Annotated in this window: 15 protein-coding genes; 4 read left to right on the top strand and 11 right to left on the bottom strand. The window is 31.8% G+C overall.

Annotated features, from left to right (window positions below; translation table 11 throughout):
- Position 1: 1 nt before the first annotated feature.
- The 3 genes from RWO76_RS06570 to RWO76_RS06580 form a co-directional block, all read right to left on the bottom strand.
- Positions 2 to 1,024, bottom strand: coding sequence for an acyltransferase (locus RWO76_RS06570; protein ID WP_314354863.1), 1,023 nt, complete (start codon positions 1,022 to 1,024; stop codon positions 2 to 4).
- Between the two features lie 170 nt (positions 1,025 to 1,194).
- Positions 1,195 to 2,175, bottom strand: a complete 981-nt coding sequence (locus tag RWO76_RS06575; RefSeq protein ID WP_314354864.1) for a rhodanese-related sulfurtransferase — start codon at positions 2,173 to 2,175, stop codon at positions 1,195 to 1,197.
- A 99-nt stretch (positions 2,176 to 2,274) separates the two neighbouring features.
- Complete coding sequence (locus RWO76_RS06580) at positions 2,275 to 2,841, bottom strand: GNAT family N-acetyltransferase (RefSeq protein ID WP_314354865.1); 567 nt, start codon at positions 2,839 to 2,841, stop codon at positions 2,275 to 2,277.
- A gap of 118 nt (positions 2,842 to 2,959) precedes the next feature.
- On the opposite strand from RWO76_RS06580, the gene RWO76_RS06585 reads away from it, so the two are divergent.
- Positions 2,960 to 3,679, top strand: a complete 720-nt coding sequence (locus RWO76_RS06585; RefSeq protein WP_314354866.1) for a Type 1 glutamine amidotransferase-like domain-containing protein — start codon at positions 2,960 to 2,962, stop codon at positions 3,677 to 3,679.
- A 97-nt stretch (positions 3,680 to 3,776) separates the two neighbouring features.
- Here the strand turns inward: RWO76_RS06585 and rpsO are convergent, their stop codons facing one another.
- The 4 genes from rpsO to RWO76_RS06605 all read right to left on the bottom strand — a co-directional run bounded on the left by rpsO (position 3,777) and on the right by RWO76_RS06605 (position 6,921).
- A complete protein-coding gene (gene rpsO, locus RWO76_RS06590; protein ID WP_006702365.1) occupies positions 3,777 to 4,046 on the bottom strand; it encodes a 30S ribosomal protein S15 in 270 nt (89 codons plus the stop codon).
- 140 nt (positions 4,047 to 4,186) lie between these two features.
- Positions 4,187 to 5,641, bottom strand: coding sequence for a polysaccharide deacetylase family protein (locus RWO76_RS06595; protein WP_314354867.1), 1,455 nt, complete (start codon positions 5,639 to 5,641; stop codon positions 4,187 to 4,189).
- Positions 5,642 to 5,666: 25 nt separating this feature from the next.
- Complete coding sequence (locus RWO76_RS06600) at positions 5,667 to 6,095, bottom strand: Fur family transcriptional regulator (protein WP_314354868.1); 429 nt, start codon at positions 6,093 to 6,095, stop codon at positions 5,667 to 5,669.
- 274 nt (positions 6,096 to 6,369) lie between these two features.
- A complete protein-coding gene (locus tag RWO76_RS06605) occupies positions 6,370 to 6,921 on the bottom strand; it encodes a DJ-1 family glyoxalase III (protein ID WP_314354869.1) in 552 nt (183 codons plus the stop codon).
- A 152-nt stretch (positions 6,922 to 7,073) separates the two neighbouring features.
- On the opposite strand from RWO76_RS06605, the gene RWO76_RS06610 reads away from it, so the two are divergent.
- Positions 7,074 to 7,919 carry a DegV family protein gene (locus RWO76_RS06610; protein WP_314354870.1) on the top strand — a complete coding sequence of 282 codons (846 nt, stop codon included), beginning with the start codon at positions 7,074 to 7,076 and terminating at the stop codon, positions 7,917 to 7,919.
- A 55-nt stretch (positions 7,920 to 7,974) separates the two neighbouring features.
- Here RWO76_RS06610 and RWO76_RS06615 read toward each other — a convergent pair whose 3' ends face one another.
- The 4 genes from RWO76_RS06615 to RWO76_RS06630 all read right to left on the bottom strand — a co-directional run bounded on the left by RWO76_RS06615 (position 7,975) and on the right by RWO76_RS06630 (position 12,256).
- Complete coding sequence (locus RWO76_RS06615) at positions 7,975 to 9,009, bottom strand: M42 family metallopeptidase (protein WP_314354872.1); 1,035 nt, start codon at positions 9,007 to 9,009, stop codon at positions 7,975 to 7,977.
- 24 nt (positions 9,010 to 9,033) lie between these two features.
- Positions 9,034 to 10,407 (bottom strand): deoxyguanosinetriphosphate triphosphohydrolase, encoded by a 1,374-nt coding sequence (locus tag RWO76_RS06620; RefSeq protein ID WP_314354873.1) that lies wholly within the window; start codon positions 10,405 to 10,407, stop codon positions 9,034 to 9,036.
- A 98-nt stretch (positions 10,408 to 10,505) separates the two neighbouring features.
- On the bottom strand, positions 10,506 to 11,876 hold the full coding sequence (locus RWO76_RS06625; RefSeq protein ID WP_314354874.1) for an MATE family efflux transporter: 1,371 nt from the start codon (positions 11,874 to 11,876) through the stop codon (positions 10,506 to 10,508).
- 92 nt (positions 11,877 to 11,968) lie between these two features.
- A complete protein-coding gene (locus RWO76_RS06630) occupies positions 11,969 to 12,256 on the bottom strand; it encodes a hypothetical protein (protein WP_314354875.1) in 288 nt (95 codons plus the stop codon).
- Positions 12,257 to 12,426: 170 nt separating this feature from the next.
- Here RWO76_RS06630 and RWO76_RS06635 point away from each other — a divergent pair, with 170 nt between their 5' ends.
- On the top strand, positions 12,427 to 12,711 hold the full coding sequence (locus RWO76_RS06635) for a hypothetical protein (RefSeq protein ID WP_314354877.1): 285 nt from the start codon (positions 12,427 to 12,429) through the stop codon (positions 12,709 to 12,711).
- Entirely contained in the window at positions 12,704 to 13,261 is a 558-nt protein-coding gene (locus tag RWO76_RS06640; RefSeq protein WP_314354878.1) for a DUF6036 family nucleotidyltransferase, read from the top strand. The genes RWO76_RS06635 and RWO76_RS06640 overlap by 8 nt, the downstream gene beginning before the upstream one ends.
- Positions 13,262 to 13,363: the final 102 nt, after the last annotated feature.

Below are 13,363 nucleotides of genomic sequence, written 5' to 3' on the forward strand. Positions count from 1 at the left end.
TTTACGGAATAAATCTTTGAATATGTTTTAAGAATTTATGAATAAGTATAGCTAGTAAAACACTAAACACTATGACAAGCATAGTATAAAATACATCATTAACCTTTGAACTAACAAAAAATTTCCCAAAAAATGATATTAATAAACCATGTATCATATATAGTTCAAATGAAATTCCACCGAAAAAAATCAAATATCTATTTGAAAAATCTATTTTTTTCATAAATAGTAAAAAATATAAAGTAAAAATAACATTATCTAAATTAGCAGCCAAAGTATAACTATAGCTATCAAAAATATGTAATTTAGACAATACATAATCATATTGGTGTGATATGAAGAGTAAAATACTAAGTATTACCAAAAAAACAAAATAATGATTATTTATAAGTTCATCTATTTTTTCCTGATATTTTCTCCATAACAAACCTAAAGCAAAAGGAAAACTACTATTATACCACCAAAATCCATATTTCAATTTCATTGCTACAATTATATAAACAAATATCAATAAAGTATTTATTAATATGGAAACCAATGTATTTTTAGAAAATTTAAATGATACATAGAAAAATAAATACATTAAAATAATAATATTTACAAACCAACCATTAAAAATAACAGTACTTCCATATTGAAATAAATCTAGAAAAAAAGTTACATTTATTATTTGACCATTTAATACTCTATAAACTAAATAAATGAATGAGATAAACAAAAAAGGAATTAAAATTTTAGTTAATCTTTTATACAAAAAGCCATCCATATAATTTTTCTTTTTTTCATTTTGAAAATAAAGACCATATCCTGATAAAAAGAAAAAAATTGAAACTATATATGTTCCCATATAAGAAAAATGTGAAAATTCTGTTCCGGAAGTTATCCACTGTGATAGATGATGAAAAATAATTCCAAATGCTAACAAACCTTTTAATCCTGTTGTTGATTGAACACTTAGATAATCATCATTTATAGGCAATAGATAGATTAATAAAGCAATAAAAAATAAAACTACAATATCCATAATTTCTTAAACTCTTTCTCCATTTTATTTTATATTTGTAGTTAAAAATCTTATATGAAAGTTTAGATTTTGGCTACAAAAACATTCTAGCATCTCCTGTTATTAAATGCTAGTTTTCTAAAAAAACTCTTACTATAACATCAAGTTACAGTAAGAGTTTTACTTTACAATTAAGCTTGAACTGGTAATTCTTCACCAATCGCTGCTAAACGTTCCATTACTTCTGCAGGAGTTAATCCTTTTGCAGCTACATAACGGTTTCTTGGGTGAATACGGCATTCATGACTACATCCACCAATGTATTTAGCTTCATTTTCTTCTGAAGTTAAAATTTGACGATTACATTCTGGATTTGCACAGTTTACATAACGTTCACATGGAGTTCCATCGAACCAATCTTTTCCGATTACAACAGGATTTACATGGTTAATATCTACTGCAATACGTTCATCGAAAACATACATTTTTCCATCCCATAATTCGCCTTGTACTTCTGGATCTTTACCATAAGTTGCAATACCACCATGTAATTGACCTACATCTTTATATCCTTCACGAACCATCCATCCTGAGAATTTCTCACAACGAACGCCTCCTGTACAATAGACAACTACACGTTTATCCATGAATTTTTCTTTATTATCACGAACCCACTGTGGTAATTCACGGAAGTTACGAATGTCTGGACGAATCGCTCCACGGAAATGACCTAAATCATATTCATAATCATTACGTGTATCTAATACTACTGTATTTTCATCTAATAAAGCTTCTTTGAACTCTTTAGGAGATAAATAAGCACCTGTTGTTTCTAAAGGATTAATATCATTATCGAAATCATTATCTTCTAATCCTAAATGAACAATTTCTTTTTTGTAGCGAACAAACATTTTTTTGAAAGCTTGTTCATCTTCTTCATCAATTTTGAACCATAAGTCTTCCATTCCTGGTAAAGAATGAACATAGTCCATATATTTTTGAGTTGTTTCATAATCTCCTGAAACAGTTCCATTAATTCCTTCATCAGCAACTAAAATACGTCCTTTTAGTCCGATTGATTTACAAAATTCCAAATGATCTGCAGCAAATTGTGCTCCATTCTCGATTGGTACATATTTATAGTACAATAGTACTCGAATTTTTTTTGACATAAACTACCTCCAAAGTAATTTCTTAATGAGTACTCATTATAACATCTGCACAAACCAATATCAAAGAAACTGCTTGAGATAAACAGTTAGGTTTATTTTTCACAAACTTTGTTTATAAATTGGAAAACTTTTTGGTTCTTCTATTTGAGTTTCGTGCTTTCCAATCCATTTTTCCATCCAAACCATATGATACCAACGATTAAATTTATATCCACAACACTTAAATTCTCCTACTAATCGATACCCCATATGCTCATGATACAGAACACTATTATTTGTTAGGTATTCATCTTCCACTTCAGGTGTTGCAATACAAGCATAAACATTTTGATATCCTAATTCTTGTAATGTAGTTTCCATTAATTGATATAATTTTTTTCCATATCCTTTTTTCTGTTGATTTTGTTTCAAATAAATACTAATTTCTGCTGACCAAGAAAAAGCTTTTCGACTCGCAAACGGTCCTGAATAAGCATATCCTAGCACTTCTCCTTCTTCTTCGACTACATAATAAGGAAACTTCTCAAGAGTCGTTTGAATTCTTCTTTCGAATTCTTCAATGTTTGGAACATCATATTCAAACGTAATCGCTGTTTTTTCTACATAATATCGATAAATCTCTACTAATGCTGCTGCATCTTCTATTGTTGCTACTCTAATTGTCATTCGAAATCCCTTTCATCTTACCATTTCCATTTTTATCGTAGTATACCATAGCTTCATTCTTGACAAAAATTTTTTTCTCTCTTAGGCTATGTTTATAGAACTCGAAAGGATGAATCTTATGAAATATTTTTTAACAAGTAGTGCAAGTATTCCTGAATCTTATAAAGTAAACTCTGCTAATGGTTTCATTGAAAACTTAAAAAATGCACTTGGAAAGACAACGATTAAAACCTTATATATTTCATCTGACCCAGATGCATATGAATTAACAGATGATTTTTCTTCTTATACAAAATTAGGATTTGAAGAAGTTGGACTTCATTTTGATCCGTTTATTATTTTTGATCACCGTCAAACGGTAGATATTCAAGACTATTTAAATGAAGTCGATTTAGTCATTTTATCTGGTGGGCATGTTCCTACACAAAATCAGTTTTTCCAAGAAATTCAATTAGCTGAAAAAATTCATTCTTTTAAAGGTGTCATCATTGGTATCAGCGCTGGAACAATGAATGCAGCAGAAACTGTTTACGCTCATCCAGAAATAGAAGGGGAAAGTATTAATTTAGAATATCAAAGATTTCTAACAGGTTTAGGACTAACAACGAAGCAAGTGATTCCCCATTATAATTTTTTAAAACACGAATATTTAGATGGAAAACATGTCATAAAAGAAATTGCAACAGAAGATAGCATCAATCAAGCATTTTACATTTTCCCAGATGGGACTTATATTTATGGCCATGATGGAATGGAAGAATTATACGGAGAAGCGTATCTCTTAAAAGATAAAATCTTCAAAAAAATCAATACGAATGATCAGATTATTTCACTTTAAACAATCAACAACATTTTAAGACGACTTCGGTCGTCTTTTTTTCATAAAAAAACACCCCATCGAAAAACGATGGAGTGAGACTTGTTGAATCGTATGATTAACGACGTAAACCTAAACGGTTGATTAATTCACGGTAACGTTGGATATCTTTGTTACGTAAGTAAGCTAATAAGTTACGACGGTGACCAACTTTTTTCAATAAACCACGGTTTGAGTGGTAGTCTTTTTTGTGTACACGAATATGATCGTTTAAGTGATTGATTTCGTAAGTAAGTACAGCAATTTGTACTTCTGGTGAACCAGTATCTCCTTCTTTAATCGCGTACTCTTTGATGATTGCGTTTTTTTGTTCTTTAGAAATAGCCATTTCTAAACACCTCTTTCTTATATTATTCCTTCTACTGAGTAAAACGTTGGTGAATCGCAGAACTCGGTACAAGGTCTGTGTTAAAACACAATAATAGATTAACGTAACTCTATCAAAAAATCAAGTAATTTGATAATTTATTATTGAACTTCTTTATGTGATTTTCTATCGAAGTAAACATGATTTGGAAGCATTGCTTGTCCACCCATTAATTCTTCGATCGAACCAATCGCATATCCTTCCTGTTTTAAGAAATCTAATAATCCTGGTAAAGCTTCAACTGTTTCTGGATGAATATCGTGCATTAAAATAATCGAACCATTATAAGTTCCCTCTCTTACTTCTTGAAGAATACTATTGACATTACGACTCTTCCAATCTAAAGTATCCACAGACCAATTTAAAATCGCAATTCCAGCTTGTTCTGCAACCATACGATTATATCCACCATATGGAGGTCTTAAAGTTGTCGGGCGAATTCCACCAGTAGCATCTCCTATTAATTTTTGAGTATCCGCTACTTGTTGATGAACTCCTTCAGGAGTTAATGTTGTTAATAATGGATGACTATATGAGTGATTTCCTACTTGATGGCCTTGTTCCACAATTTGCTTAATAATATCTTCATTTCCTGGAACATGTTTTCCCATTATATAGAAAGTCGCATGAACTCCGTAGTTTTTTAAAATATCTAAAACTTTCGGAGTCAACTCACTGCTTGGACCATCATCAAAACTAATTGCCACACGTTTTTCATTTAAACGTTCCTCTAATTGATTTTTCCAATTTTCATAAGCTTCTTGTTGTGACTCAGGAATACGATCACTTTTTAAAATTGGAAATAGTTCTTGGAACGCAAATGAAATTTGAGTCAAGTTTTCTCCGTTACTAGTTTGAATAGGTTCTTTCAAGTTGAATCTAAATCCATTTTGAATAATAGATGCATCTAAGTTTTTCCAGTTTTCATAAGCAAATTCTTTTAATAATTGGTTAGTCTGTTCTTCAGATAAAGATTGTTCTTTTGCTACGTTCATCGCTTTTTTAACAAAATGATTCGTAACTTCTAAATCATTAATAAATAATTCACTGATAACAGCTGTCCCAGATTTTTCTTTACCTTCTAACTGATGCCCTAATTCATCATAAGCTACCTGTTCCAATCCTTTTTTAGTTTCTTGATAAACAGATTGATAATAATATACATCTTTTAACCCACTAAGAACATTTGATTGATAAACCTTTAAATATACCCAAGTACGTTTTGCTTCATCTTTATATTGTTCTTTTGCTTTTTCTAATAAAACATCTAATTCCTTTTGAATAGGTTCTACAATTTTTTGGTCAACAGTAGGATATGACACCGTAAATACTGTATTCCCAATAGTTTGAGATTGAACTTCTACAGCTTCATTATACTGCTGTGCATCAGTTTCTTCAGCTTTTCTCATAACAGCTTCATTTCTTCTAATCAAATGATTTTTTGCTAAACTACTGACTACGAACCACTCTACTACTACTAAAAATAAAATCAAAATAGCAATTGCAACTAATTGAGGTAGCTCTAATCGTTTTATACCTTTCCAGTCTCTCTTCATATTTCCTCTTCCTAATCTTTACATTTTATAAATTTTGTTGGCATTTTGGACAAACTCCAAAAACTTCCATACGATGCCCTAGAACTTTATACCCTGTTAATTCTTCAGCAACTGATTCTACATCTTCTAATAAAGGATAAAATAAATCCTCTACACGACCACATTCTTGACAGACTACATGATAGTGCTTCCCTATATTAAAATCATATCTACTAGCATCATCTCCATAGGTTAATTCTAGTAAATATCCCTCATCCGTTAATTTATTCAAATTATTATAAACGGTTGCCATACTAATATTGGGATCTTTGGCCACAATAGCTGTATAAATATCTTCAGCAGTTGGATGATGAGCTTCGGCTAAATAATCTAAAATAGCTATTCTTTGAGTAGTCATTCTTACGCCATCTTCTCTTAGCTTTTCTTTTAATTGTTTCAGTTCTTTTTCGTGCATAGAACCCCTTCTCTAACTTTTAATATTCGGATAAATTCTTCCATGATAACATCGTTCTGTAACATTGTAACATATTTGTAACATTAATACTAGAGTTAAACTAATCTTACTCTCCTAATTATCATAATCTATTTTATTATACTAACAACTGACTAAACAAGCAAATTACAATTTCAAAAGAAAAATGGACAAGAATCTTAAATTTTCATTTAAACTCATCTGTCCATTTCAATTATTCACTATTTTTTAAACGATATTCAGCCTTATAAACACTTTATTCTACTAAACGATTATAACCCATCGCTTCTCTAAGTGGTGCTGCATCAATTCCTAAAGCCTCGACAATTGTATAAGAAAATTCAAATGCTGCTGCGGGACCCGATCCCGTAATCACTCGACCATCTTGGTGAACAAAATCTCCTGTAAAATGACCATCAGAAATTTGTTTTTCAAACCCAGGATAACAAGTGTAGTTACGATCTTGTAAAGCTCCGGAACTTTCAATGGCGATTGGTGCAGCACAATTAGCTGCAATGATTTTACCTGCATCATAATGAAGTTTAACAAAGTCTTGTACTGCTTGATGATTTTTCAATAATTTTGCACCTGGCATTCCTCCAGGTAAAATTAATACATCATATAAATCATTCATAACGTTTAATAATTCTTTATCTGTAGAGATTGTTAAATCATGAGAACCCTTTACCATATTAGCAGATACTCCGACTATATCGACTTCTACTCCTGCACGACGTAAAATATCCATTGGCGCTATTGCCTCAATTTCTTCAAACCCTGTTGTCAATACGATTGCTGCTCTTTTCATTGGAACTCCTCCTTGTTCTTCTTCCTTTCTATTGTAACGATTTTTATACTTGTTTTCAACAGTGATAGCGTTTCAGTTATCCATTGACAATTCCCTTTTTTCTCAGTATATTGAACTCATTAATTGAAAATATAATCCCTAGGAGGAAACAAATGACTTGGAAAATTATTACAGATTCTGGTTGTGATATTAAACACTTAGAATCTCTACCTGAGCATTGTACTTACATTAATGTTCCTTTAACGATTCATGTAGGTGAGGAAGAATTTATTGATAATGAAGCATTAGAAATTGATCAAATGATGGTAAAAATGTATGCCTATGAAGGAAAAACTTCTTCATCTTGTCCAAGCCCTGAGAGCTATTTACAATCATTTGAAGGTGCCGATAACATTATTGTCGTAACCATTACTGGTACTTTATCTGGAAGCCATAATAGTGCACAAATAGCAAAAAAAATGTACTTAGAAGAACACCCTGATGCAAACATTGAAATTATTGATAGCTTATCAGCAAGTGGAGAAATGGTATTACTAACACAAGCCATTGCAAACTTCATCAAAGAAAATCCTTCTTTTGAAGTAGTTGTTGAGAAAGCTCGTAATTATCATTCAAAAACAAAACTATTATTTGCTCTAGCAAGTGTAGATAATTTAGTGAAAAACGGTCGTCTTAGCAAATTGGTTGGTCGTGTCGTTGGATTATTAAATATTCGTATGGTCGGACAAGCAAGTACAGAAGGAACATTAGAGTTACTCCATAAATCACGTGGACAAAAGCGTGCTGTTACTGCCATTTGGGATGAAATGAAGAAAAATAATTATCAAGGTGGACGTGTGGCCATTAGTCATTGCGACAACCCTGAAATTTGCGCCATGATTACAACAGAGATTCATGCTGAATTCCCTAATGCCGATGTTCAAGCTTATCCTACTAGTGGATTATGTAGCTACTATGCTGAACAAGGCGGTATTTTAATGGGATATGAAACTCATTAATCAACATTAAAACAAAAACGACTCCTATCCTGTGATAAGAGTCGTTTTTGTTATATTAGGCTAATTCACTTTTTAAATATGAATCTACTAATGCTTCGGTTGCTTGGATTGATTTAATATGAGTTCTTTCATAGGAATGACTTGATTCAATTCCTGCTCCTAGTAAAGCATGTTTGACATCTGCTCCTGCACGCATGGCAGCTGAAGCATCACTTCCATAAAACGGATAAATATCTAAACGATAGTCAATTTCTTTTTCTTTTGCTAAGTCTACTAAATGTTGACGTAGCGTATAATTATAAGGACCAGAACCATCTTTTACACAAATAGAAACCGTATATTCATCTGTTTGTTGGTCATCTCCCATTGCACCCATATCGACTGCTAAAAATTCCACAGCATTTTCAGGAATACTACTATTCGCCCCTGATCCTGTTTCTTCAATACAACTAAACATAAAATGAGTCGTTACTGGTAACTGAACATGCCAATCACGATATGTCTTTAATAAATTTAATAAAATAGCTGCACTAACTTTATCGTCCAAGAAACGACTTTTTAAAAATCCAGTTGGGGTAATAGTTGTTCGTGGATCAAAGGAAACAAAATCTCCCACTTCAATTCCGAAACTTCTTGTCTCTTGTTCAGAATTTACTTCTAGATCCAAACGAACTTCCATATTATCTTGCGTACGTTCTGCTGTACCAGCATCTTTATAAACATGACAACTTGTTTGATGAATTAAAATCGTTCCCGTTACACTTTCACCTGTTGAAGCAATATGAACGGTACAGTTTTCTCCTTCAATCATATTCCATGGATAACCACCAATTTTATCTAATTTCAAACGACCACTTGGTTTAATGGCACGAACAATCGCTCCTAATGTATCAACATGGGCAGTTACTACACGACTACTCGTGTTGTCCTTCCCCTCTACCGTTACGATAATATTCCCTTTTGGTGTTCTTTTATAAGGGTAACATAATTTTTCTAGAGTTTTCATTAAATACTCTTGTACTCCTACTGTATATCCCGTTGGAGAAGGGACTGCTAATAATTCTTGTAAATATTCTAATGTTTGATTCATGTATAAATTCCTTTCAAATAACTTCTAAATTCCTACCATATCTCGGTAAAGTTGATGTGCATAACTATCCGTCATTCCTGAGATAAAATCAGTTGCCAATAATAAGCGTAAATATAATTTCTCCACTTCAGATTTACCTTCTGCAAAATAATGATACGAACGTTTTTGACTTTCTGAAATAATACCGATTCTCTTCAAATCCACATAATCTAATCGACGGTTTGTATCATAGGCTACTAATGGTGGAACAAAATTCTCTAATAAATACGTTAAAGTTGAATATCCTGCTATTTCTAACCGTAAAATACTCTTATGATCATAAATTTTATTCTCAGAAATTTTTCTTAAGTGAGTATATAACTCATGAGCACTGGATTGCGTTAATAAATCTTCTTGGTACTCTCCGTTCATAATCTGATCATAATGAATGACAAAAGACTCTGTTGCCGCATCGATTAACATTGTTCTTAAATCGACAAAAAATTGATTAATACTAAAAATTTCTTCATCAATTGTTTCTAATATTTTCACGACTTTTTTTGAATGTGGAGATGTTATATCTTCTTTTAAGACGGAATGTAAATATTCCTTTACGACAGCAAATCTTAAAACACCTTTTCCAATAGCATCTTCCATATCTGCTATTAAATAAGCAATATCATCTGCAGCTTCTAAAATAAACGTCAATGGATGACGATTTTCACCAGTTCCTGTAATCGAAGTAATTTGACGAAAAATATCTTCTTCAGCTCTGAAAAATCCTACTTTTTTTGAAGTGATTTTCTCCGTTTTTGGCTGATCAGAAGCACGTGTATATTTCAAAATCGTATTAATCGTTGCTGGGGTTAAATCTAATCCATCAAAATTCCCCTTAAAATCATGCAACTTCGATACAATTCTTAGAGATTGAGCATTCCCTTCAAAATGATAAAAATCATGTACATAAGGACTCGCTAAAAATTCTTCTGCCACATCTGAATGTTCTGCTAAAATTTGTGGTAAATTTTTCTTAAACCATTGTCGAATAATATCTTCTCCAAAATGTCCATAAGGAGGATTCCCAATATCATGTAATAAACTTGCACATTCTACAATTCGAGCAATATCACTTTGATGCTCAATCATTTCTTGCTTACTAGAATCTTTATCTGGATTTTGTTGCAATAATCGTATAATTTCACTCACTAGTGTTCTTGCAATCATTGCAACTTCTAAAGAATGTGTTAACCTTGTATGAATAAAGTCTAATCGTTCTAATGGAAATACTTGCGTCTTATCTTGTAATCGCCTAAAAGCGGGACTTGTTACAATTCTTTTATAATCATCATCAAACTCGTTACGATGGTTTGAATCTTTGTCTGAAAGACGAGTAGTTGCCAATAAAGTTTTCCATTCCATGTCATCACTCCTTTCCTCTATCTTAAACCAATTTACGAAACATTTCCATCTTAGAAAGAAAAAAGAGCAAAGTATTCGACTACTTCACTCTCTAATAATTAAATCAATTCTTCTTTCATATGAATATCGTGTAATTCTCGTTTAAAGAAATACACACATAAAACTAATGCAATCACATCTGATACAGGGGTAGCAAACATCATGCCCTCTACTCCAAAAATATACGTCATCAAAAGCATTACTGGTAATAAAATCAACAGTTGTCTAGCCAGTGATAAAAATGCTCCCGTTTTTGCTTTTCCAATCGCCGGAAAAAATGTTGTCATTAAAATCGTGAGCCCATTAATCAATAGAAACATCATAAAATAACGCATATAACGAACTCCAAATTCAAAATACAAATCATTTCCATTACCGAATAGTTGAATAATTTGTAAAGGAAAAATTTCAAACACTGCCCAAGTCACAAATGAAAGTCCAAATCCTATTTTTAATGCTAGAAAAATCGTTTGACGTACTCGCTCGTAATATTTTGCCCCATAATTATATCCGACAATCGGTTGAACCCCTTGCGTCATTCCAATAATTAGCGCAATAAAAATAACAAATACTTTAGAGACAATTCCACCAACTGCAATTGGGATTTCACTTCCATAAATAGACAAAGCTCCATACGTTTTCAATAAATTATTTGACACAATTTGTACAATTAAGGCTGATATTTGAAAAATAAATGAAGTTAATCCTAAAGCAGCAATTGCTTCTACTTGCTTCATATGTGGAATAAAATCTTCCCATTGAAACTTTACGGAACGAAACTTTGGAATATAAGCAAATAATAATAATGCTGAAACCATCTGACTTATCACCGTTGCCCAAGCTGCTCCAGCAATTCCCATTTGAAATACAAAAATAAAAATTGGATCTAATACTGTATTTAAAACAGCTCCGGCAATTATCGCCATCATTGAAAAAGTCGCTCTTCCATCTGAACGAACAAGAGGATTAAATCCTGTTGAAAATAAAAAAAATGGAATTCCATATGCCGTAATACGAGAATATTCCATGGCATAATCAAAAATTTGATCCGTTGCTCCAAATAATTGCATTAATGGTGCTAAAAAGATTTGAACAAGCAGGCAAACTACAATTCCCATCACGATTAATTGAACGACCGCTGTTCCTGCAATTTTTCTAGCCTTCTCAACTTCTTTACGACCTAATTCTAAATTAAAATTAGATGCAGCCCCTACTCCTGTCATTAATCCTAATGCTAAACAAATTGTTGTAATTGGAAAAGCAATATTCGTCGCAGCATTTCCTAAATAGCCAACTCCTTGTCCAATAAAAATTTGATCAACGATGTTATATAAGGCATTGACGACATTAGCAATCATTGCGGGAATCGCTAATTGCATCAATAATTTTTTGATGGGCTGCGTTCCCATCGGATTTTCAATAGTTGTCATGAATAAACTCCTTTCGAATAACTTCAAACAGAAATATTGTAAGGGTGATTAAAATGATATGTCAATGAAATATTTTTTCTATTTAACAGTAGTTATCTTTTTCTATTTTTCCAAACTCTTTCTATGATACTTAAACTACTCGATTTGTAAATATGATTTCTTGAAATAGTCGTATCTCGTAATCTAACAATTTCTGGATGATTTCTCACATCACTTTGTTTCCAAGAACTATAATTAATTCCTAATTGTTCACACATTTCTCTTGTTGTTAAGTTTTCCTTACACATTGTCGTTTTCTGGTATCCCAATTTTTGTAACAATTTATCAAATCGTTCAGGATTTTGTTCAATTACATTAAATACTAAATCTTCTACTTCCATAAATGTTATTCCCTTCTATTTATCAGATACCTTATTATAATACCATTTATTAATAAACAATGAATAGCACATTTGTGAACTATAAAGATCCTCCCCAAACTTTACACTCATAAGTGCTTCAGCTATAATTAACTACAAAGATTGAGTTTATTTCTTATAGGAGGAAAATTATGGAATGGTACGATTATATGATAAACGCATCCAAACAGTCACGTTTTAATGCGAGTCACTGGTTTCGATATTTACGTAAAGTTATTTTTGAAGACCATTCTTATTTAACAGACGAAGATATCGAGAAATTATTAAACTCCAAAGAACTTACCCATTTTCAAAAAGTGAGTTTAAAATATGCTATACAAAAATATAGCCCTACTCATGAATATGTTATTTCATTAAATAAACCCGCTAAATTAACGAATGTTCAAAAATTAATGGAGAAATACAAACATGGATAAAATGAAACATGTCTTTGAAGCCTTAAACCAAGAATTATCTCAAAAAAATCTTTCTTTAACAATTATTTGTGTTGGTGGTTATGTGTTAGAATATCATGGCTTGCGAGCTACTCAAGATGTAGATGCTTTTTATGAAGAAAATCATCATATCAACGAGATAATTGCTCGTGTTGGTCAAAAGTTTAACCTAAATACTCAGGAAGAACTATGGCTCAACAATAATGTAGCAAATATGAATCAACAACCTCCATTAGATTTATGTGATACCTTGTACTCCTTTACTCACTTAACCGTACTAATTGCACCAATTGAATATGTACTCGGAATGAAAATGATGAGCGCTCGAGAGCAAGATTTAAAAGATATCGGGATGATTATTAAATTTAAAAACTTCCGTTCCCCTTTCGATACCTTTGATACCTTGAAAAAAATGGGCTTTTCTATCATTGATTTTTCAATTCTATTAGAAGGATTTAGCTACGCATACGGCATTGACTGGTTAGAGGAATTTTTCAAAGAAAATCAAGAACAACTTCAAAAATATTATTAATCACCCTAAAGACAATTTCTCGTTTAGAAGTTGTCTTTTTTGCATGTAAAAAATCCTGTCGGTGATTTCTCACCAACAGGATTTGTCGAACAACCATTAAAT

The organism is uncultured Granulicatella sp. (genome assembly GCF_963521425.1).
Lineage (GTDB): Bacteria > Bacillota > Bacilli > Lactobacillales > Aerococcaceae > Granulicatella.

What these genes read in the sequence shown, in the direction of transcription:
- RWO76_RS06570 (WP_314354863.1), bottom strand. Translation starts at nt 1,024, where the DNA reads ATGGATATTGTAGTTTTATTTTTTATTGCTTTATTAATCTATCTATTG.
- RWO76_RS06575 (WP_314354864.1), bottom strand. Translation starts at nt 2,175, where the DNA reads ATGTCAAAAAAAATTCGAGTACTATTGTACTATAAATATGTACCAATC.
- RWO76_RS06580 (WP_314354865.1), bottom strand. Translation starts at nt 2,841, where the DNA reads ATGACAATTAGAGTAGCAACAATAGAAGATGCAGCAGCATTAGTAGAG.
- RWO76_RS06585 (WP_314354866.1), top strand. Translation starts at nt 2,960, where the DNA reads ATGAAATATTTTTTAACAAGTAGTGCAAGTATTCCTGAATCTTATAAA.
- rpsO (WP_006702365.1), bottom strand. Translation starts at nt 4,046, where the DNA reads ATGGCTATTTCTAAAGAACAAAAAAACGCAATCATCAAAGAGTACGCG.
- RWO76_RS06595 (WP_314354867.1), bottom strand. Translation starts at nt 5,641, where the DNA reads ATGAAGAGAGACTGGAAAGGTATAAAACGATTAGAGCTACCTCAATTA.
- RWO76_RS06600 (WP_314354868.1), bottom strand. Translation starts at nt 6,095, where the DNA reads ATGCACGAAAAAGAACTGAAACAATTAAAAGAAAAGCTAAGAGAAGAT.
- RWO76_RS06605 (WP_314354869.1), bottom strand. Translation starts at nt 6,921, where the DNA reads ATGAAAAGAGCAGCAATCGTATTGACAACAGGGTTTGAAGAAATTGAG.
- RWO76_RS06610 (WP_314354870.1), top strand. Translation starts at nt 7,074, where the DNA reads ATGACTTGGAAAATTATTACAGATTCTGGTTGTGATATTAAACACTTA.
- RWO76_RS06615 (WP_314354872.1), bottom strand. Translation starts at nt 9,009, where the DNA reads ATGAATCAAACATTAGAATATTTACAAGAATTATTAGCAGTCCCTTCT.
- RWO76_RS06620 (WP_314354873.1), bottom strand. Translation starts at nt 10,407, where the DNA reads ATGGAATGGAAAACTTTATTGGCAACTACTCGTCTTTCAGACAAAGAT.
- RWO76_RS06625 (WP_314354874.1), bottom strand. Translation starts at nt 11,876, where the DNA reads ATGACAACTATTGAAAATCCGATGGGAACGCAGCCCATCAAAAAATTA.
- RWO76_RS06630 (WP_314354875.1), bottom strand. Translation starts at nt 12,256, where the DNA reads ATGGAAGTAGAAGATTTAGTATTTAATGTAATTGAACAAAATCCTGAA.
- RWO76_RS06635 (WP_314354877.1), top strand. Translation starts at nt 12,427, where the DNA reads ATGGAATGGTACGATTATATGATAAACGCATCCAAACAGTCACGTTTT.
- RWO76_RS06640 (WP_314354878.1), top strand. Translation starts at nt 12,704, where the DNA reads ATGGATAAAATGAAACATGTCTTTGAAGCCTTAAACCAAGAATTATCT.